The organism is Lysinibacillus sphaericus (assembly GCF_000600105.1).
In the GTDB taxonomy this organism is placed as follows: Bacteria; Bacillota; Bacilli; order Bacillales_A; family Planococcaceae; genus Lysinibacillus; species Lysinibacillus sphaericus.
Genome location: NZ_CP006837.1, coordinates 2,298,172 through 2,317,837 on the forward strand (window position 1 = coordinate 2,298,172; position 19,666 = coordinate 2,317,837).

Here is a 19,666-nt window from a genome sequence, read left to right on the forward strand (position 1 = left end):
GTGTTTATATGCGTTTGGCCATAAGAAAAGAACATATTTTGATTTTCAAAACATGTTCTTTTTATATTAAATAAATACCTTTCATCTAAATGATACGAAAACAAATAGACAGCATCTTCAATTTTTGACAGTCTGTAGCTCCTTGCTTTTATTGACATCGGAAAGCATTTTGACAGAAATGGCTCTTGCGTACTTATCCAAAAGTGCAATCGTCTTCTTTATTTCCATATCGGTTGTTTCAGGATTAATCGTACAAATTCTTAAAACTACTTGGCCGTTTAAAATTGTCGTAAAGACACCGGCATAAGCACTACTAACCATTTTTCTCGAAATTTCTGTATTCACTTTATTTATGATTTCATCGTCAAAATGCGGTGGTGAAAATCGAAAATTGACGATTGCCAAGTTCGCTTTCGTTATAATGTTCCAATCCTTGTACTTTAATACTTCACTTTCTGCATATTCTGCTAGACGTATACCATGATTAATAAATTCCTCCATCTTATCCGACCCCAGAACTTGCAACGTGAACCACAGCTTTAGCGCTCTAGCTGGGCGTGTCAGTTCCATACCGAAGTCCCAAAAATTGATTTCTTCATTATTTATTTGTGCATCTCTTAAATATTCAGGGTTAGTATGAAAACTATGAAATAATAGGTTTTTATTTTTAACCAAAATCATACCACAACCATACGTCTGAAATAACCATTTATGGGCATCCCAACTGACGCTATCAGCTTTTTCAATCCCTTTTAATTTACTTTTATGCTTTTTTGACAAAAGGACAGTCGCACCATAAGCCCCATCAACATGCATCCAAAGATTAAACTTTTGGCAAATGCGATGAATATCTTCCATCTGATCAATACTTCCTGTATTAGTGGAACCAGCACTCGCAATTACTATAAATGGCTTTAAGCCTAATGATAAGTCTGCTTTTATTTGTTCATTCAACATCATTGTATTTAATTTAAAATTATCCGTTTGAATAATTCGAATATTACGATCGCTTACACCAATTATTTTAAGACCTTTCTTTACGGATGAGTGTGTTTGATCGGAAATATAGGCTATTCCTTTGGCAAGGTCGCCATTTAATTTGTTATCGCGCGCTACTGTTAACGCAGTAATATTTGCAATCGAACCACCTGATACAAAAATTCCTCCAGATTGTTCCGTGTAACCAATTTTATTATTTAACCAAGCGATCAGTTCCTTTTCAATATAACTAGCCGTAGGTGTTGACATCCAACTTCCTGCATGCATATTGTAAGCATTGGTTACAACATCAGCTACCCAAGAGATGAGTGATGCAGGACCTGGTACAAAACCAAAATAACGAGGATGATTTAGCTTAGCTCTATATTTATAAATAAATTCTACTGCATCAGATAGAACGTCGCACATCGGTCTACCTTCATTTGGTATCGCTAAATCATCCAATATTTGAAATACATTGTCGTTTGAGAATTCAATGACTTTTTGGCTATGCAAATTTTGCTGATCTGATAAAAATTTTCTTATAAAGTTCATCATTGTCTCTTCTATTTCAATTATATTATCGATATTGTTATTCATATATCATCATTCCTTCATTTTAAGTTGTTCAGCAAGTGCCATGATTTTAGCAATTAATGTTGGTCACCCTACCAATAATTCGTTCTCCACTAAAAAATCCCCCTAATTTCAATGATTAGAGGGATGCTCTTCCTTAATAAAAAAGAAAGTTAAAATAGCAGTAAGTAAAATGAAACAAAAGGCTGCTAAGCTCGTATATTCAACGCCCTTTAGAAAGGCAGAGTTTGCAATATTGAGCAAATCAGTCGATAAATCTTTTGGTAACGACTCACTTACGGCTAAAGTACCTGCAAGCGTATCTGTCGAACCTTCTGAAATCTTGGTCTGAAGATAATCAGGTAGTAAAAACGATTGTCTATACCACCACGTAATCGCTCCCCCAATTAACGTCGTACCAAGGACAACGCCAACTTCATAGGCCGTTTCACTTACCGACGAGGCCCCACCCGCTTTTTCAGGAATAACTGATGAAATAATAAGGTCATTGGATACTGTAGTAATAATGCCCACACCACTACTAATGAACAGAAAAGCTAAACCAATAATTAGAGGTGTCAGTGTTAAACTATAGACGGCTAAAAAAGAAATCGCAATAAGAATAAGGGACACACTAATAATAAAATTAGGCTTAACCTTTTGCGCGATGACAACGATACCTATTCCAGAAATAATCGCTAATATTTCACCTGGTACAAGGATAAAGCTACTAATTAATGGCGATATTCTATGAGATATTTGAAGTAATTGTGTTGCAAAGAAGATAAATCCTATTAATGAACCTAAGCTGACCATATTGATAAAGACAAGCGACGAAAAGCTTTTATTTCTAAACAGACTCATATCTAACAAAGGATTAGGTAATACAAGCTGTCGTTTTACAAACAGCACAGCAAAAATAGCACCAATCCCTATGCTTAGTAAGCTTACTTGCCATTCTCCACCAGTAGCAACTTGTTTTAATCCAAACATAATACCAAACATGGCAATGAAAGACATGCCAATACTGAAGAAATCTACTCTGCCAGTTAACTTTTCTTGTGATTCGGTAATAAAATTGCGAATAAAGAATATGACAGGAATAAAAAAAGGAATTGAAATTAAAAAGATTGCGTGCCAAGAAAAGAAAGTAAGTAATACACCACCAATAATTGGTCCAAGTACAGAACCAATTGTTAAGCAAGTAGCCCAAGCCGCTACTACTAATCTTCTCTCCTCTCGGTCAAGAAAAGTTGAACGTATTAAGGCTAATGTAGCAGGTAGAATCATTGCACCAAAAAAACCTAGCGCCGCTCTACCAGCAATAATTTGGCCTGCATTTTGCGAAAAAATGACAATAAAAGATATAATCGAAAATCCAAGACTACCGATAAAAAGTACTTTTTTGTGTCCTTTACGGTCACCAATACCACCCATCGTAACAAGTAGACTTGCCAGCACTAAAGCGTAAGCATCAATTATCCAGAGCTGTTGAGCAGCACTCGGTGATAATGCATATGTAAGCTGTGGTAAGGCAAATGACAGGATCGTATTATCAATTGTAACACTCAAAACTGGCAATAAAATGATTAAAAGCGCCAATAGTTTTGGTTTACTTTTAACAATGGTGACAAAAGGACTCACAGACTTCTCTTCCATAATATGCCTCCTTTTACTGTAAGCATAAGATTAATTGCTATTAAAATATCGGTTCCACTTTTCTTTCAGCTCATTTAAAGATTCCCCTAAAACCTCTTCATGGTTTTTCAACAAAACAGAAAAGTCTTTGAAGCAATCCTCTTCGATGATGTGATTGAGATTCGTTATAGAATGGATGACATCATTTCTAATTTTCTCGGAATAAGGATTATACTTTTGAATGTCCCAATACACATCGGGTGAATTTTGTGTTAGCCTGGCTGATAAGCATAACATCATCTGCATAGGCGGTGGAGAAAGCTGCATCATTTCGTTTATTGAAAAATCATGTTTCTCCCCTAATACACTAATCAATGAAAGCGTTAAAATATGAGGAAGTGCTTGCACAAGTGAAACTTTCTCATCATGGCCATGCGGGTCAAACTCAAATACTACCATATCATTGTATTCAATTAGAGTTTTCATCATCGTATATGCCTCTGACTCTTCCTCTTTTACAATCGCTACCGCTCTTCCTTGATAAGGCAAAGTAGGTGAAAACATAAAATTAATCCCTACCATAGGGTTATTCGGTAAAAAGGTTTTACCATGCTTGAAAAAAGAGCTTTGTATAGAACATGTATTAATGATTTTTACTTCTTCCTTCATCAAATGAGCTTTTGATGCTAATACATCTAAACAGGAGGATTCGGGTAATGCAAAAATAATTGCATCCCCCGAAGAATAAAGATCATTTATATCATCAGATAGTACATCAGATACGATAATTTCTAGGTTCGAGTAAAGATTACCACACGCAGCTCTTAAGGAATCTCCTTCACACGGCTCTTTGTCTATAATGACTAGATGATGCCCTGACTTCATTAATAATGATGATAAAAATTGCCCAATTAACCCATTTCCCCCCAATACTATTATTGTCTCATGTTTCATTGTGCTTTTGAACCCTCCTTATACTTTGAAACGGAACACTTGCCTTAATTAATGTTTCACGGAACTCTTCCTCTGCATCTGAAGCCTCTATAATAGCTCCTCCTACGCCAAAAGTTGCAATTTGATCTTTAATGACGACCGTTCTAATAACAATACTCAAATCTGTATAACCATTAAAGCCAATCCAACCAATAGATCCAGAATAGATCCCTCGAGGAGACTCTTCCAATTCATCTATTATTCTCATCGTTCTTAGTTTTGGTGCTCCAGTCATTGAACCCCCAGGGAAGCATTTACCTATCGATTTAAAAATACCATTATCCCAATTTAATTCGCCAACGACTGTGGAAACTAACTGATGTACAGATGAATAGGTTTCTACAACAAAAGCTTCTGGTACACTCACCGTATCAGGATGGCAAACTTCATTAAAATCATGCCTTACTAAGTCGACAATCATTAAATTCTCTGCTCTATCCTTTGAGGAAGTCATTAAACTTTCTTTCTCCAAACGATCTTGTTCTTCAGTAGTCCCTCTTGCTCTAGTTCCCTTAATAGGTTTCGATGCCATTTTTCCGTTTTCGTCAATGCTTATAAACATTTCTGGAGAAGAACTTACGATTGAAAAACGTTCGGTATTGAAAAAAGCGCTATACCTTACCGGGCTCAAAAGTCTCATTTCTTTATATAGCAGCAATGGATCAAAGCTATAAGGCAGGGAAGCACGGTTCGTTAAACATATTTCGTAAGATTCACCTTCAGTAATATATGTTTGACACTGTTTTATCTTGTCCTTGTAGTCATCACTCGATATCTCTAAGTCAATCTCATCTTCTGTTGGAGGTATTAAAAATTGGACCGTTTTTCTTTGTATAGACTCTTCACTTTTCTGCAGTAGAGCTTCTGATACAGTTAAAATTTCACCCCACAAGTTGCACACATAACGCTTCTGATCTCGATGATCAAACACTACGATATTTTTAGGTAAATAAAGTACAGCATCTGGCAAATCTGAACTATGTTTATTCGGTATCCCTCGAAGTGCTTTTAACTCGTATCCTAAATAGCCAATGACTCCTCCATTAAATGGATGTAACACCTCTTTAGGCATTTCATTGGTTATTAAAGAAAATATGCAATCCATAACTTCGTAAAAATCTCCATAAACCGACTCTTGTCCTTTAGGGCCAGTTATATCCAACCTTGAATCTTGAACATAATACATGAAAGAAATTGCAGCATCTATATCACAATTTCCCATAATCGAAAATCGGCTGCCAAACTCACTTGATAACTCTCCATCTAACCAAAAACTATCTTTTGAACCATAAAATAATTTTTCATAGATATCGATAGGAGAAGACGCCCACTCTATTTCAATATTCTTTGGCGCCACAAGCATTGGGCACCCTACACCCTCTAGCTTTTCTTTAAGCGAAATCTCGTACATGTAATGGCCTCCCGTAGGATTTTTCCGCAGAAATATCAATAAAATTTTTAATTAATTCAACGCCAAACTCCGAATCAATGGACTCAGGATGAAATTGGACGCCATAAATAGGTAACTCTTTATGGGCAATCGCCATAATTAAACCATCTTGAGTATAAGCAGTTGCTTCAAGGGAAGGCGCAAGTTTAGTACAGATTAAAGAGTGATATCTAACTGCAAAAAAACTATTTGGCAAGCCTTTAAATAGATTGTCACCACTATTGACAATAAGCTCTTTGTAACCATGAACTGGTTTTGGAGCTTTGCCAACCTCGCCACCAAAACAATGATTAATCCCTTGATGCCCTAAACAAATACCTAAAATAGGCATATTCACTTCTTTAATAATCCGTTTACATATACCAAAATCTTCATCCTTTTCTGGCGTTCCAGGTCCAGGAGATAGAATGATATTAGTAAATTCCGATAGATTAATTTTATGAAAAGGATAATCATTCGTTACGACAACAGGAGAAACATTCGTTACTCTATAAACATATTGCGCAATATTATTAGTAAAAGAATCATAATTGTCTATTATTAGTGTTTTCATTGGTTTGCTTTCATTCCTTTGATTAACTTATCTTCAACCGCACACGTTTCATTAATAATAATTTTAAATACATCCTCAATATATTTTGGGTTTAAATTGTTTTCTTTTGCTACGATGCTTGTTTTCTTTAATACTTCTTCAATCCTTTTTGGCTGCATCATATTCACATTGTATTTGTATTTATATTTTGCTATTTCTGTGCATACTTCCATTCTTTCCGATAACAGTGCAACAATTTTAGTGTTGATCGTATCGATTTCTGCTCTCCACTCTTCAAGTAACTCTTCTTTCATTATTTAATCCTCCTTCTCTAGTGAAATCATTTCGTTACTACAAATTTCTAGCTAAAGATGAGCATCTGTTTAAAATGCCTTTGATATAGCGTGATAGCAAATAGTAGACAAATATCTGAAATTGAGAACGATTTATAAAGATAAAAGATTGTACCCTTATGATTTGAGATATTTCTTGGATATTTATTTATAGCTTATAACCTATAGTAAAGATGGAGAGTCCTGTCTCGTCAGAATATTTCTCGCTTACGATTGTTTGGATGTTATAAAAATTATTGCTTGCTAATATCGCACTGACGCTTTCTCCTTGATTTTCATCATGTTCGATTAATACAACGCCGTCTTTTTTTAATGCTCTATTGGCAAATAAAGCTGACGCATAAATAATATCTAGGCCATCCTGCTCTGCATAGACCGATTCTTCTGGATGATGCACCCCCCACTCAGGGGGTTGCGCCATTTCTTTCGGTACATATGGGGGATTGGATATAACAATCTCTGCTTCGACTGCTTTTTGCGGCATATCATCAAAATATTCTTTGATGTCTCCTTGATAAACGTCAACCTTCTCGGCATTATGACGCAAAATGTTTCGCTTGAGATACTTAGTAGCTAAATCTGATTTTTCTATACAGACAATGTTTGCATTTGTCATTTTCCAAATTTCTATCCCGATTGCACCCGAACCAGAACATAAGTCATATACGAAAGAACTCGGAGCAATTGCTTTATTTTCTTTCAGCCACTCAACGATCCCCAAACTTTGAATTCTCGGTATAAAAACGCCTGTTCCAACAACATATCTATTAGCGTTCAGTTCTGCGTAGCCTACAATATGCTCCAACGGAATTCTATTACATCTTTCATGAATGTCTGCCTCAAATTCCTTTACTGCTATTGGGTCATTTTGTCCCGCTTCTGTAAAATAATATTGACTGTATATTTTTTCGTAGTCTCCCACAGGGTCCCAAACCCCTGCGTTTTTTAACAAGTTAATATAATCATCTTTTGTCTTCATCATTCACTCCACGCATTGTAGTATGTTCTTAGCTGTTCTTTAGAAGATTTAGGATGTGTCAGGTAAAGAGAAAGGATTTCAGGTGGTGGAGCAAATTCCTTATGTAGCTCGTCTAAAATTTCTTCAAAACTATGAAGCATTCCTTTTTCTAAAATAGGATGCCAATAAGGTTGCACGTCCCAACGATATTCGTAACCAGTGGCGAACATTTCGGATGTTGTTTTAGCAATCAATTCATGTCTTGGTGTATTATAGAGAGGCTTTCGAATTGGATGAAAATCAGAAAGGTCAATATCGTTTACAATCCCACTTATTTCGTTAGCTAAGTGTTCAGCGATTAAAGGAGATTGGTGTAACCCATCTCTATATGTTCCTGTAGCCAACCAAAGACCATCATATTTAATTTGACCGATTAACGGGAATCCATCAGCTGGTATCGGTCTATTTCCAACTTGAATTTTTTTAATGTCGGCATTAAAAAGATCTAAGTGTAATTGTTCTACTGCACAATCTAATAAAAATTGTACATCCGATACATAGGCATTTTTCCTTGGAATATCCGATAGTATATTGGTTGCACCGATGTAAAGCTCTTTCCCATTTCGAGGAACGCAATGTAAACCGCAGGCAAATGCTCGATTTGGCGTTCGAATGACCCTGTTATAATTTTCTATGTCATCTAATTCTAAAAGTATTGATACACCGTACCCTGAAAACATTGGCGGTATTTTATTTTTCAATTCTAAATCGAAATCTAATAAATCTAACGACTGAACCCCTGCAGCGATAATGATATTTTTTGCAAAAATTTTCTGTTCGCTCAGTTCAATCCCACAAACTTGATTGCCTTCTGTAATTACTGATAGTGCATGTTCATTGAAAAGGGTTCCTCCAAGATTGTGAATGGCTTTGGAAAGTTTAGCTAATAAAATGTTAGGATCAACTGCATTTTCTTCTGGTATTAGTAATGCTTTAAGAGGTCTTACTTGTTCATCTGCCTTTAGCCATACGTGGTTATCTGGATCTATTATTTCATAGCGTTCCGAGTTTTCTTTTAGCGCTTGTTCAATTTTCATAAAGTTTACAGAATCTACATCTCTTGTTCCTGCCGTGTTAAGGATTACTTCCGTACCGTGGGCAATGATTACTTCTCTTTCATCACCTGAATCTTTCGTCAGTTTGGATAGCCAACCTTCCCACATATTTTTAGCCTTAATGTCCATTAATAATTTTTTTCGACCGAATTCACTTTTCATAAGACTTTCAGTCACTTCTCCATAACAGCCATTCATCGCGCCAGCAGCTGTAGATGCTGCTGATTCACGTGCTTCCTTCCCTATAAGTGCAACCTTTTGACCTCTAGAGGAAAGTTCGTATGCTATAGAAGATCCTATTGCTCCATTCCCTACAATAATCGTATCGAAATTAACATTGCTCATTATATAAGCCTCCAATATACTTTGAATTTTTTGATTCATTAGCAAATCTAAATAAAACTACTTACTATCATTACTTAAAGTCTAGAAATCACTTAATTAACCGGTATTAAAATAATTCTGACATTTAAATCTTCACATATTTTCTGTTGCAATTCACCGAAAATCACATTTCGGTATACCGAAAATAATTTGAAAAAACCGACCAATGCATTCAGTTTGGCAGCGATAATAAGCACGAAAAAGCTTATTGCCACCTTTATTTAACCTATATTAGCAGTTCCTTATTTTACAATGTTTAGGATATATTTTAATATAATGTTAATATGTGGTATTATTTACAAGATGGTGGTGTTATAGATGAGTTTAGATGTTAATAATCGATTGTATTCAACTATGGTAGATATTTTAGAGACTTATGTAACGAATAAGGATATGAAAACACAGTTATATGAATTTATCGACTTTAAGAAAGAGGAAGGTTATTTATTTGGGGAGTTAGTCGTACTCCATTATGTGATTTATAACAATAAAATAGAAAATCACATTTTTAAAGTAGCAGCGGCAATTGAACTTCTTATTTTATCTTTTGATATTTTAGATGATATTGAAGACCAAGATAATCTTTCATCGCCTTGGGTTCAACACCAAAATTTATCGTTAAATATTTCAAGTTACTTACTCTTTTTATGTCAGTTAATCATTAAAGAATCCGATTTTAAACATAAATATATAGCATTAGAACTCTTGATCACAAAAGCTTTGCGTGCTATTGAAGGACAACATATCGATTTATTAAACAATATATCTTGTGAAGATCGCTATATTGACATGGTTGTTTTAAAGTCTGGGTCCTTAACGGAGTTAGCTTGTTTAATAGGAACTGTTCTTGCGAATCCGGATAAAGCAACTGAAGTTCAATTTTACGGTAGTCACATCGGGGTAATTGGTCAGATTCAAAATGATATGGAAGGTATGAAATGTTGGGATGGGAAAAATGATTTGCTGAATAAAAAATGGACTTTACCCATTTTATATTTGTTAGCCGTGGAACAAAATCATCCTGTGATAGAAAAAATCCAAAACTATTACAACGGTAGTATAGAAAAACACGAAATATTGGAGCTTGCTAAAGTGATTGAATCACTGTTAGAAGAAACAGGTGCTTTTCTTTATTCAAAAGTCACCCAACAACTGTATCGAAACAAGGCTGAATCCAGCATCATGTCATTATCAATTACTAAAAAATATAAAGAAGCACTACTTAAATACATTTAAAAGGAGATCTTCATATGAAAAACATCATTCACTATCTAATGAAAGACACTGAAGTTTTACATCTCTTAAAAAACAATAAAATTTGTATTATAGGTATCTCTCCAGAAGAGAATAAGGCTCTTATAGACGTTGTTTTAAATAAAAAACCGCAGTTGCAAGCCTATTACTGGAAATAACTTCAACGTAACAGTATAACGCAAAAGGTTTATCACCACGATATGCAGAAGAGGAAACTACGATAATACTTGTAGCCTTTTTCTCGAAAAAATGCACGAACAAACTAAAAAGCAAGCTGAATACATCACCACTATACACACACCATCCCTACCTATTGCATTTGAAAGGAACTATACATCATAAATAAATTAAGGGTTACGACTCTTCATTTATTTGTAATGGCAACAAAAGGGAATACGCTAAAACTTAATTTCTACGTCCAATATTCATAATAGCCAATTCCCTCTATTTTAATATGTCACTCCTATGGATTGTCACTTACTTCTAAGGAGGAAATGATGAAAAAGCAAAAATTTATTTGGATGGGATTCCCCATTTTTATTACTACACTATTAATCATTTATTTTTTTTATCTTACAATGAAATATCCTTTAATTGGGATAGAGGTATTAAATAAAGATAAACAATACTTTGTAGATACTATTTATGAAAATTCATGGGGAATAAATCAAAATATCCAACCAGGTGACCAAATCTTAAAAGTCAATAACGCTCATCCTTCACTTCATCACTCTATCATTTATTTCCAACGAATAGAGTTAGCTGAGTCTCTAACTATTCTTAATGCTGCTAATGAAACTGTTACATTTATCGTTGAAAACGGAAATAAAAGTTTAATGCTTGAAGTGCAACTTTTCGTTAAAATTTTATCTGTCATCATTGCGATTGCGCTAGCAATCATATTGAATACCCGACATTCTGAAAAAAGTTCATCACAGGTTCTCACTTATTTTTTATTAACGATTGCGCTTTGTTATAGTAGCGCCCCGATTTCTGCAAGAGGAGATATAATTGGACGTAGCATCAATACGATCACGCTTCCAATATTCGTTATTTTATTTATACATTTTTTATATTTACATTTTTCTTATTCTAAACTTCCATTCATTAAAACCTGTTATCTTAAAGTATTATACCTTTTATATTTTCTTATTATGGCCATATCATTTGTCTCGTTTGTTAATAAAGACCTAGAAATTTCGAGTACGACTATTCAATTAAAATTTTTTTCGTCTTTAATATTTTTCTTACTATTTTTACTTATAAGGTATTATTATATTAACCATGAACCGAATGTACGCATTAAACTAAAAATAATGTTCTCAGGTTACTTTATTGCCTTCTCACCATTTATATTGTTTTATGCACTACCAATTATTTTCCACGATCGTTATATTATTTCTGCTGAAATAACAGGAATCTTTATTTTCATTATTCCTATTATTTTAGTTTATTTGCAATTGACCTATGAATTAATAGATATTGACTTCTTTTTAAATAAAATTAAATACTTTACGTTATTATCTTTACCATTTTCTATACTAACCACGCTTATAATAAGTTTTATGACTGAAGTACATCTATTATCGATTGAAATACTTATACTGGGCATCTTTATATTCTATCTTTCTTGCATCTTGCTCTATATTAAAGATTATTTAGACTATAAATTAAATCCTCATTTATTTTCTAAAAATAATCGATTAGACATTAGCTTATATGGCTTTTTCCAAAAAGTGAAATTTGAAACCAATCCTTTTACATTGATTGACGCACTTCAAAAGCAAATTAAAGATGTACTTTCTGTTGATAACTTAAACTATATCCAAATTGAAAAAAGACCCGCAGTAGACAATTGGACTGTTAAAACGGCTCACCAAAGCCTCGTAAATAATGCCATTCAAAAAATTAATTGGGCGCAGTATTCAAATGGTTCCTTGCTTAAAGTACATAAAGGCTTCGCAACGGTTATCGGTAGTAACGGCATTAGTAAAGAAATTATCTATTTTGAACAAAAGAAAAATAATGCAAAACTGAACCCACAAGAAAAGGCGTGGCTAGAATCGATATCTTATTTTTCAAGTATTGTTTTAGAAAATAATTACTTAATTGAAGAGTTGAAATGCCAACTCGACTCTTATAAAAATAATATTGATGAAGTAATCATGCCTACTTCCTATTCAAAACTGCTCATGCATGTGACCGAAAAAGAACGTATTAATTTATCCATGGATTTACATGACAGTGTTTTACAAGGCTTATTACAATTAATAAGAAATATAGAAGGACTTATTAAACATGCTGAAAAATCATCAATAAGTAAAGAGCTAGACTGTCTAAAAGAAGATATCATCGACATAGCTCATTTAGTACGAGAAACATGCATTGAACTTCGTCCACCCTTTTTAAAAGAAGAAGGACTAGAACAAGCTTTAGGACATATGATTGAATCAACACGACAACATTGTGATTTTTCTATTTATTTTGATTATGATGGGCGGCTTGAAGGGCTTTCATATGAATTTGAAATTAATATTTATCGAATTGTTCAAGAGCTACTCAATAATGCTCGTAAGCATGCGAATGCAAACGAAGTAGAACTTTCGATATTTTACGATGAATGCCATATCATTCTGCTATACGATGATGATGGTGTGGGATTACTCGAGTCATCTGAAATGGATACGAATAAAATCGGTATGTTCAGCATTAAAGAACGTGTTCGGATTTTAAATGGAACGATAGAAATTAATTCTTCATTGAACAAAGGACTTCACATTTGCATCATTATTTGAAATAGAGGTGAGATTTTTGATTAGAGTTTTAATTGTGGACGATCATCCTGCAGTACGAACGGGTACAAAGGCTATTTTGGAAACTGCAGGTATGGAAGTCACGATATTAAAAAATATCGATGAAATTATCCAAGCTGCCTCTAACCCAACATTCGATATTTTTCTTGTAGATTTGTATATGCCTGACATTAATGGACTGGAACTGTCTAAAAGAATTTTACAAGTAAATCCTGAGGCGAAAATTGTCATTTATACAGGTTTTGATATTAATACCCATTTTGATTTATTAATTAATGCAGGTATTGCTGGTTTTGTAAGCAAAATGTCCAGCTCTGAACAGCTCGTAAATGCTATTTATTGTGCATTGAATGAAGAAGTAATCATTCCACTATCTTTATTACGCCAACTCCGGAGAAATTCGATTTCTTCTAATAATAATTTTGAAGAGAATAGTATTATCACGCTTTCGAATAAGGAACAAAATATCCTTGAGCTTATTTCCAAAGGTTACACAAATAAAATGATTGCGGAAGAGTTATATGTCAGCCAACGCACAATCGAATACAGCTTAACTAAAATTTTTTCAAAATTAAAAGCAAATTCTAGAATTGAAGCACTACAAATAGCTCAAAAATATGGCTTAATCTCTAATCTATTTATTCCGGATAGCTAAATTGAATAGATTCACCAAACGGAAATTGAAAAGACATGTCAAAGGGATACAGGCGGTTTCGTTCAGTTCAACTTCCTGCAATATCCCTTTAATTGTAAAGTTGTAGCATGTGAATTGACGTAAAAAGGAGGATGTAAGTTGAGTAGACCTGAAATGTATGTCAGTTTAGTCGTAGGACCGAATTGTGATATGGAATCGTATGCTATACGATCAGCACTAGAGTATTTTGGCGTAAGGGTAAATATACATTGGATAGGTAGACCCAATGATCTGATTGATGTTCTATCCGGTAAAGAACTTGATAATAAAGTAGATTATTTAATTTTAAATTTTCATGGAGATGAAGGTAGATTATGTATGCCTGAACTTGGTGAAGATGTTTATGAAGGCAATGAGCCAAGAGGTGATTTTTTTGGACAGCAAGAGATTAAACAATATACGAATATAAAAGATGTGAAAGTGATAGGCTCTGGTTGCACATTAGGCAAGGAACAGCTAGCAAACGCTTTTCTTGCATGTGGTTGTCACTCTTATATAGGTCCTGATGATTACATAGACGGGAATGCTAATTTTATGTTCGTTATAAGGTTTTTATATGAAATTATAAATAATCATAAAACGCAAGAGGAAGCTTTTAAAATTGCTCAATCTATTGATAACGAAACGGCCATGTATAAATTGTATAAGTCATCGTGAATGCCTATGCTGCAAAACAACAATCTCGCAATCACTTCTCTTCGCTACCCCTTTAGTAGATACACAAAAGGCAACCCCAAGAGAGTTGCCTTTGTTGCGTGTAAATTCGGAGCTATAATTGGCTAGCTCAAAGGTTTGATGGTAATAGGTACCTACTCTATTTTACGTAATCGCTCTACAATACTGCTTTTTGAAATGACCTTTTGGCACATGACAGGAACTATTATCGCTATGACAAGAAGTATTGGAAGGCATAGCAGTGATGGAACAACTGTAAAATATAGCTTCATATAGGCTGCCCCTGCTGTAAATGCATTTAGACCCAGATAGCAAATTGCACTTCCAATAGTAAGCGTTGCAGCTATAGTTAGCAGAATATACATGGTACTTTCCAGTATAAGCATTTTAATTACCTGTCTATTTAGCATACCGATACTTTGTAGCATCGCAAGCTCTCGTCGACGTGCATTGATAGAGGTAATGACAGAATTGATGAAATTCATAATGCCAATGAAAGCCACTAGAATGCTGATGGTAATCCCAACGATTTTCAACGTTTTTTGCAAGTTTTCAAATTCTGCCGCTAAAGACGCCTTGGATTCAAATTCCATGTTTTGGTCGGTGTTAGTACTATAGTTTGCTAAAAAACGCTCCATTTTTTCCATTGCGCTATCTTGCACATCAATCGTGCTTAGCATTGGGGCTTTTTGTTCAATTTGCTCTAAAAAGACTTGGCTTGGCAAATAAAATGTTGGCGTTAACGGATGCGAGTGTCTTGCGCTTATGCTTTCTGGAATGTCCGCAACAGCAAGCACTTCATATTCCCGCATTTGTCCGGTTGGATCTGGAAGCTGAATTTTGTCACCGATTGCATAGTATAAAATATTGCCTTGTGCATCAAATGGTGCAGCTATCACATATTTTCCCGAATAAAGCTTTTGCTCCTCTATTTTGCCATGCAGTAAGATTAACTTTTGCAAAGCACCCTCATCAAGACCATACAGATGCAACAGTTGTTTTGGTTCTTGAGCATAGCGTTTAAGTGCTTCAACTCTCTTACTATCTGCGCCATATTCCTTCGCCAATTGTTTAGGAATATCGACAAAGCGCGGCCCTGTTGGTACTTCATATTCTGTAAAATAGATGTTATTGATGCTTTCGATGCCTTCTTGTAAGGACAGCTCAGAGAAAAAGCCTTCGCTTAACGTTTCTTGGTTGCTATAGTTGAGATTGACGTTAAAGTTAGACACGTCTCCCACTGCAAAATCGTTCATGATAGAACGGCTTAAATATTCATCCATATCAAAGCTATTTGCAATTGAATAGGTAGCATTTAAAATCACAAGCCCTAAAGAAAGTGAGATGGAGACAAGCACGACCTTCTTTTTATTGCGAGCAAGATTTGAATAGGCCATCGTCCACAAATTTACTTTAGTCCCTTTCTTTATCTTCCGTTTACTCCCTGCACTGTTATCTGTAACACGAAGCGCTTCAATCGGACTGACTTTTGCCGCAATTTTTGACGGCTTTGAAACACTGACAAAAACAGTGACTGCTGAAAAAATACTAGACAAAATAAAGATAAGTGGATGAGCTGATATTTTAATGACATCGGTGTTCATAATAGACAAGACAATCGGAACTAGCATCATTCCCACAAGATATCCAACTAGCAACCCAATTGGCAAACCGATGAAACAGAGCCACATCGCCTGTCTACGTATCAATTTACGAATTTGCTTTGGAGTTGTACCAATTGTTTTAATCAGTCCATAATACCGTACATCATTTGCCACACTAATTGTAAATACATTAGCAATCATTAAATAACCACTAAAAGCAATCATTAAAATGGCACCAACAGTCGCAACGATGGTACTTATGTCTAGAGATTCACCGTTTCCGGTATAAGCCCAGTTGACGCCATAATCAATGTCGTCCAGACTGAACCCACTGTCTACAATCACTTTTTGCAGCTTGCTTTCAATACGAAAACTGTTCTTGAAATTGACATCAGCGTTGATAAGACCTACATCATAGCCCTGCTTACTTGGTTTGTAATTGGCAAGTTGCTTCTCCACATAGCTTTTGCTCACCCATGCTTGACTTGCCTGCATAACCTTATCACCTGTCCAATAACCTACCAGTGTAAAGGTTTTGCTTATTTTTTCCCCTGCTAAAGAATAGTCCAAAGTAACCTTTTGACCTAGCTTCGCAGAAATACCAAGTTGCTTTAAAACGAGTGTGTCTGTGGCAATTTCATCATCATTTTGTGGAAGTTTTCCTGTTGTCGGCATAGAAAACATACCCTTTGCATTGTTTTCACCGCTAGTGTATCGAATTTCAGTAGGGTGTTTGGCTAGCTCCTTATTTTCACCCACGCCCAAAACAACAGAGAAAGAAATATCTTTAATATCAGGATGCGTTTTCAGCGCGTCATATTGCGCTTTTGACAGATATTTAAAGCTACCATGTGCACTGCCGCCCACCTGTCGCATAGTACTTTCCTCTATCGATGCAACAAGGCTTGTAGCTACTGTAAATAGCCCCGAAAACATGACCGAAGTCAAAATAATTGCAACGATAGCAAATAAGTTTCTCATTCTACTTGCTTTGAACGAACTTTTTGCAAGCAAATGAATGGTTCTTTTACTATTTACTTTAAGCATGGATACCACCATCTACAATCTGTCCGTCTTCTATACGGACAATTCTGTCTGCAAGCTGTGCGATTTCCTCATCATGGGTAATCATGACAATCGTTTGCTTGAATTGTCTACTTGTTACTTTAAATAAAGACAGAACATCTTGACTGGTTTTAGTATCCAAGTTACCCGTTGGCTCATCGGCTAAAATAATGGCAGGCTTTGATGCCAAAGCTCTAGCAATAGCAACGCGCTGCTGCTGCCCTCCAGATAAATTATTGGGCATATTTTGAAGTTTACGCTCAAGACCAAGCGTGTGAATAATGGCATCCACATATGCTTTATCAGGCGTATTGCCATCTAAGCCAATAGGAAGAACAATGTTTTCATAGACATTTAAAGTAGGGACAAGATTATAATTTTGAAAAACGAAGCCTATTTTTCGGCGGCGGAAAATCGTAAGTTCTTCATCCTTTAACTTAAAAAGTTCTTGACCATCCACAATCACCCTTCCGCTAGTCGGGCGATCAAGACCGCCAAGCATATGAAGCAATGTGGATTTGCCGCTACCGGAAGTACCTACAATCGAAACAAACTCACCGTTCTCCACTTTCATACTGACGCCATCCAATGCATGAACGGCAGTATCCCCTTTCCCGTAAATTTTCATTAAATCCTTTGTTTCAAGTATAATCATTTAAATTTCCTCCAAAAAAATATGTCTTCCATCTCTGCAATTCATATTATAAACTTCGAATCTTTCGAGAATCTTTCTGAAGCAAAATCAAATCTAACAGTGCTGAAAGAATTCAATTTTTTATTGGAAGAAACACCGAGAAAACAGAGCCAACTCCCAACCTAGACTTGACCTTTATATATCCGCCTTGGGCTGTAATGATTTCTCTCGCAAGGTAAAGACCAAGGCCGACGCCTTCTTTGTCGGTTACCTCCTGTGAACGATAAAAACGAGAAAAAATCTTTGCCGTTTCATCCTCTGAAATACCGAGTCCTGTATCGGCCACATCAATCCTGCAAAAAAGCTGATACGGAGTGACAGATAACTGGACACTTCCGCCACTTGGTGTATATTTAATGGCATTATCTACAATGTTGTATAGTGCCTCCACTGTCCATTTTGGATCAAAGACTGCCTCTACATCCCTACTATCTACCGTTAAAGCAATGTTTTTTCCTATAGCTTTCGGTGTAGCCTGCTCTATAACCGTTTCAAGCATGTTCGCTACGTTGTTGTTTGTAGGGGTAACTGTAATAATTCCCGTTTCAAGCCGAGATGCTTTTACAAGAGAAGAAATAAGAAAGTTTAATTTTTCTGCCTGCTGCGTTAAAGCTGCCACACAGTTTTGATCATAGTCAGACAGCTCACTTTCCGCTAAAAGTTGAGTATAGAGCAGAATATTAGCAAGAGGCGTTTTCGTTTGATGAGATATATCGGAAATCAGTTGATTGATTTGTGATTTTTCGTCAGCTAACTGTATTTTTGTGGCACTGTTTGCTGTAAGGTAGTGGGATAATTTAGTTTCCAGCGCAGACAGCTTGCTTTCATCAAATCCATTTTCAATTGGTCTTCCCTCTATCGCATTATCAATCATTTTGTTTAATCGATCAATGACCTTATTTGCTTTAAAAAACGCCATTTATTTCACCGCCCATAAATAACCTATACCATACACTGTTTTTATATATACGGGTTTTGTAGGGTTATCCTCAAGCTTGTCCCGTAATCTCTTTAGCGTAACAGACAAAGCATTTTCGTCCACATAATGTGCGCCATCGCTCCAAATACGTTCAACCAATACGCTGCGTTCTAAAGTAACGCCTTTGTTGGCTGTTAAAATTTTTAGCAGTTTTTGCTCGGTTTTACTCAGCTCAACTACCTTTCCGTTTTTAAAATATTCCATGCGGTCAAAGTCAAAAACAAAGTGATCTTGTTTAAATTGATTTCCTTTTGTGACCACTTGTTTTCTGAGCTGCGTATTTACTCTTGCACGCAACACGGCAAGGCTAAATGGTTTAGTAATGTAATCATCTGCTCCCATTTCAAGTCCTGCTACAATGTCTGTTTCCATATCGTTTGCTGTGAGCATGATTACGGGTATAGTACTGTTTCTTTTCACTTCGCACAGCAAGTCTAGTCCGTTCCCATCAGGCAGATTAATGTCCAATATCAACAAATCAAAGTTAGTATTAGATAACTGCATTTTTGCCGATTGAATACTGTGAAATGGCAGAACATCCATTTCACTCCCTTGCAAAGCAAGAGCAATACCATTTGACAATGCCTTGTCATCTTCAACAATCATAATTTTATACAAATACTCACCTTCCTTCAGAGCGAAGTTATGGAATTTCGCTCCTCGAGCATTAAATTGCGCCCTACCACTTCAAAAATATTTTATCGGGTAGTACATATAAAAGTTTACCATGTTTGTATCTTCTCTCGCTTGCTGGATTATTATCCTTAGCAATACTGCTGATATGATTGAAAGAGTAAATGGATATGCTTTATTAGCATTTGTTCAATTGACCTGTCTCCCTCGCTAGCTGTTCGAAATTATTAGGTTGAAAAAGTCGAAAACGGTGAAATACAAATTGTGTTGATTGTACA

17 protein-coding genes are annotated in these 19,666 nt (G+C 35.4%); 5 read left to right on the forward strand and 12 right to left on the reverse strand.

Going from position 1 to position 19,666, the window contains the following annotated elements; genetic code table 11:
- Positions 1–117: 117 nt before the first annotated feature.
- The 8 genes from T479_RS10660 to T479_RS10695 form a co-directional block, all read right to left on the reverse strand.
- Entirely contained in the window at positions 118–1,578 is a 1,461-nt protein-coding gene (locus tag T479_RS10660; RefSeq protein ID WP_025219533.1) for a pyridoxal phosphate-dependent decarboxylase family protein, read from the reverse strand.
- Between the two features lie 108 nt (positions 1,579–1,686).
- Positions 1,687–3,213 carry an MFS transporter gene (locus tag T479_RS10665; RefSeq protein ID WP_024361677.1) on the reverse strand — a complete coding sequence of 509 codons (1,527 nt, stop codon included), beginning with the start codon at positions 3,211–3,213 and terminating at the stop codon, positions 1,687–1,689.
- A 30-nt stretch (positions 3,214–3,243) separates the two neighbouring features.
- Complete coding sequence (locus tag T479_RS10670) at positions 3,244–4,146, reverse strand: prephenate dehydrogenase dimerization domain-containing protein (RefSeq protein WP_025219534.1); 903 nt, start codon at positions 4,144–4,146, stop codon at positions 3,244–3,246.
- The gene (pabB, locus tag T479_RS10675) at positions 4,136–5,596 is read right to left on the reverse strand and encodes an aminodeoxychorismate synthase component I (RefSeq protein WP_024361675.1); all 1,461 of its coding nucleotides are present in this window, start codon (positions 5,594–5,596) and stop codon (positions 4,136–4,138) included. Before pabB ends, T479_RS10670 begins: the two co-directional genes overlap by 11 nt.
- Positions 5,577–6,188, reverse strand: coding sequence for an anthranilate synthase component II (locus T479_RS10680; protein ID WP_025219535.1), 612 nt, complete (start codon positions 6,186–6,188; stop codon positions 5,577–5,579). The genes pabB and T479_RS10680 overlap by 20 nt, the downstream gene beginning before the upstream one ends.
- Complete coding sequence (locus tag T479_RS10685; protein ID WP_024361673.1) at positions 6,185–6,481, reverse strand: chorismate mutase; 297 nt, start codon at positions 6,479–6,481, stop codon at positions 6,185–6,187. The genes T479_RS10680 and T479_RS10685 overlap by 4 nt, the downstream gene beginning before the upstream one ends.
- Before the next feature lie 187 nt (positions 6,482–6,668).
- Positions 6,669–7,502, reverse strand: coding sequence for a N5-glutamine methyltransferase family protein (locus tag T479_RS10690; protein WP_227665442.1), 834 nt, complete (start codon positions 7,500–7,502; stop codon positions 6,669–6,671).
- Complete coding sequence (locus T479_RS10695) at positions 7,499–8,938, reverse strand: FAD-dependent oxidoreductase (protein ID WP_025219536.1); 1,440 nt, start codon at positions 8,936–8,938, stop codon at positions 7,499–7,501. Before T479_RS10695 ends, T479_RS10690 begins: the two co-directional genes overlap by 4 nt.
- A 357-nt stretch (positions 8,939–9,295) precedes the next feature.
- Between T479_RS10695 and T479_RS10700 the strand changes: the two genes are divergently transcribed.
- The 5 genes from T479_RS10700 to T479_RS10715 all read left to right on the forward strand — a co-directional run bounded on the left by T479_RS10700 (position 9,296) and on the right by T479_RS10715 (position 14,395).
- Positions 9,296–10,213 (forward strand): polyprenyl synthetase family protein, encoded by a 918-nt coding sequence (locus tag T479_RS10700; RefSeq protein ID WP_025219537.1) that lies wholly within the window; start codon positions 9,296–9,298, stop codon positions 10,211–10,213.
- Between the two features lie 14 nt (positions 10,214–10,227).
- Positions 10,228–10,389: a competence pheromone ComX gene (comX, locus tag T479_RS23190; protein WP_081769888.1), complete on the forward strand. Its 162-nt coding sequence runs from the start codon at positions 10,228–10,230 to the stop codon at positions 10,387–10,389.
- 336 nt (positions 10,390–10,725) lie between these two features.
- Entirely contained in the window at positions 10,726–13,026 is a 2,301-nt protein-coding gene (locus tag T479_RS10705) for a sensor histidine kinase (RefSeq protein WP_144340673.1), read from the forward strand.
- Positions 13,027–13,042: 16 nt separating this feature from the next.
- A complete protein-coding gene (locus tag T479_RS10710; protein WP_024361668.1) occupies positions 13,043–13,699 on the forward strand; it encodes a response regulator transcription factor in 657 nt (218 codons plus the stop codon).
- 138 nt (positions 13,700–13,837) lie between these two features.
- Complete coding sequence (locus tag T479_RS10715) at positions 13,838–14,395, forward strand: hypothetical protein (protein ID WP_024361667.1); 558 nt, start codon at positions 13,838–13,840, stop codon at positions 14,393–14,395.
- Positions 14,396–14,547: 152 nt separating this feature from the next.
- On the opposite strand, the gene T479_RS10720 is transcribed toward T479_RS10715, so the two are convergent.
- The 4 genes from T479_RS10720 to T479_RS10735 all read right to left on the reverse strand — a co-directional run bounded on the left by T479_RS10720 (position 14,548) and on the right by T479_RS10735 (position 19,373).
- Positions 14,548–17,064 (reverse strand): ABC transporter permease, encoded by a 2,517-nt coding sequence (locus tag T479_RS10720; protein ID WP_025219539.1) that lies wholly within the window; start codon positions 17,062–17,064, stop codon positions 14,548–14,550.
- Positions 17,057–17,737, reverse strand: coding sequence for an ABC transporter ATP-binding protein (locus T479_RS10725; protein ID WP_024361665.1), 681 nt, complete (start codon positions 17,735–17,737; stop codon positions 17,057–17,059). The genes T479_RS10720 and T479_RS10725 overlap by 8 nt, the downstream gene beginning before the upstream one ends.
- 112 nt (positions 17,738–17,849) lie before the next feature.
- Positions 17,850–18,695, reverse strand: a complete 846-nt coding sequence (locus T479_RS10730) for a sensor histidine kinase (protein WP_024361664.1) — start codon at positions 18,693–18,695, stop codon at positions 17,850–17,852.
- Positions 18,696–19,373 carry a response regulator transcription factor gene (locus T479_RS10735; RefSeq protein ID WP_024361663.1) on the reverse strand — a complete coding sequence of 226 codons (678 nt, stop codon included), beginning with the start codon at positions 19,371–19,373 and terminating at the stop codon, positions 18,696–18,698. It abuts the gene before it with no gap.
- Positions 19,374–19,666 lie beyond the last annotated feature (293 nt).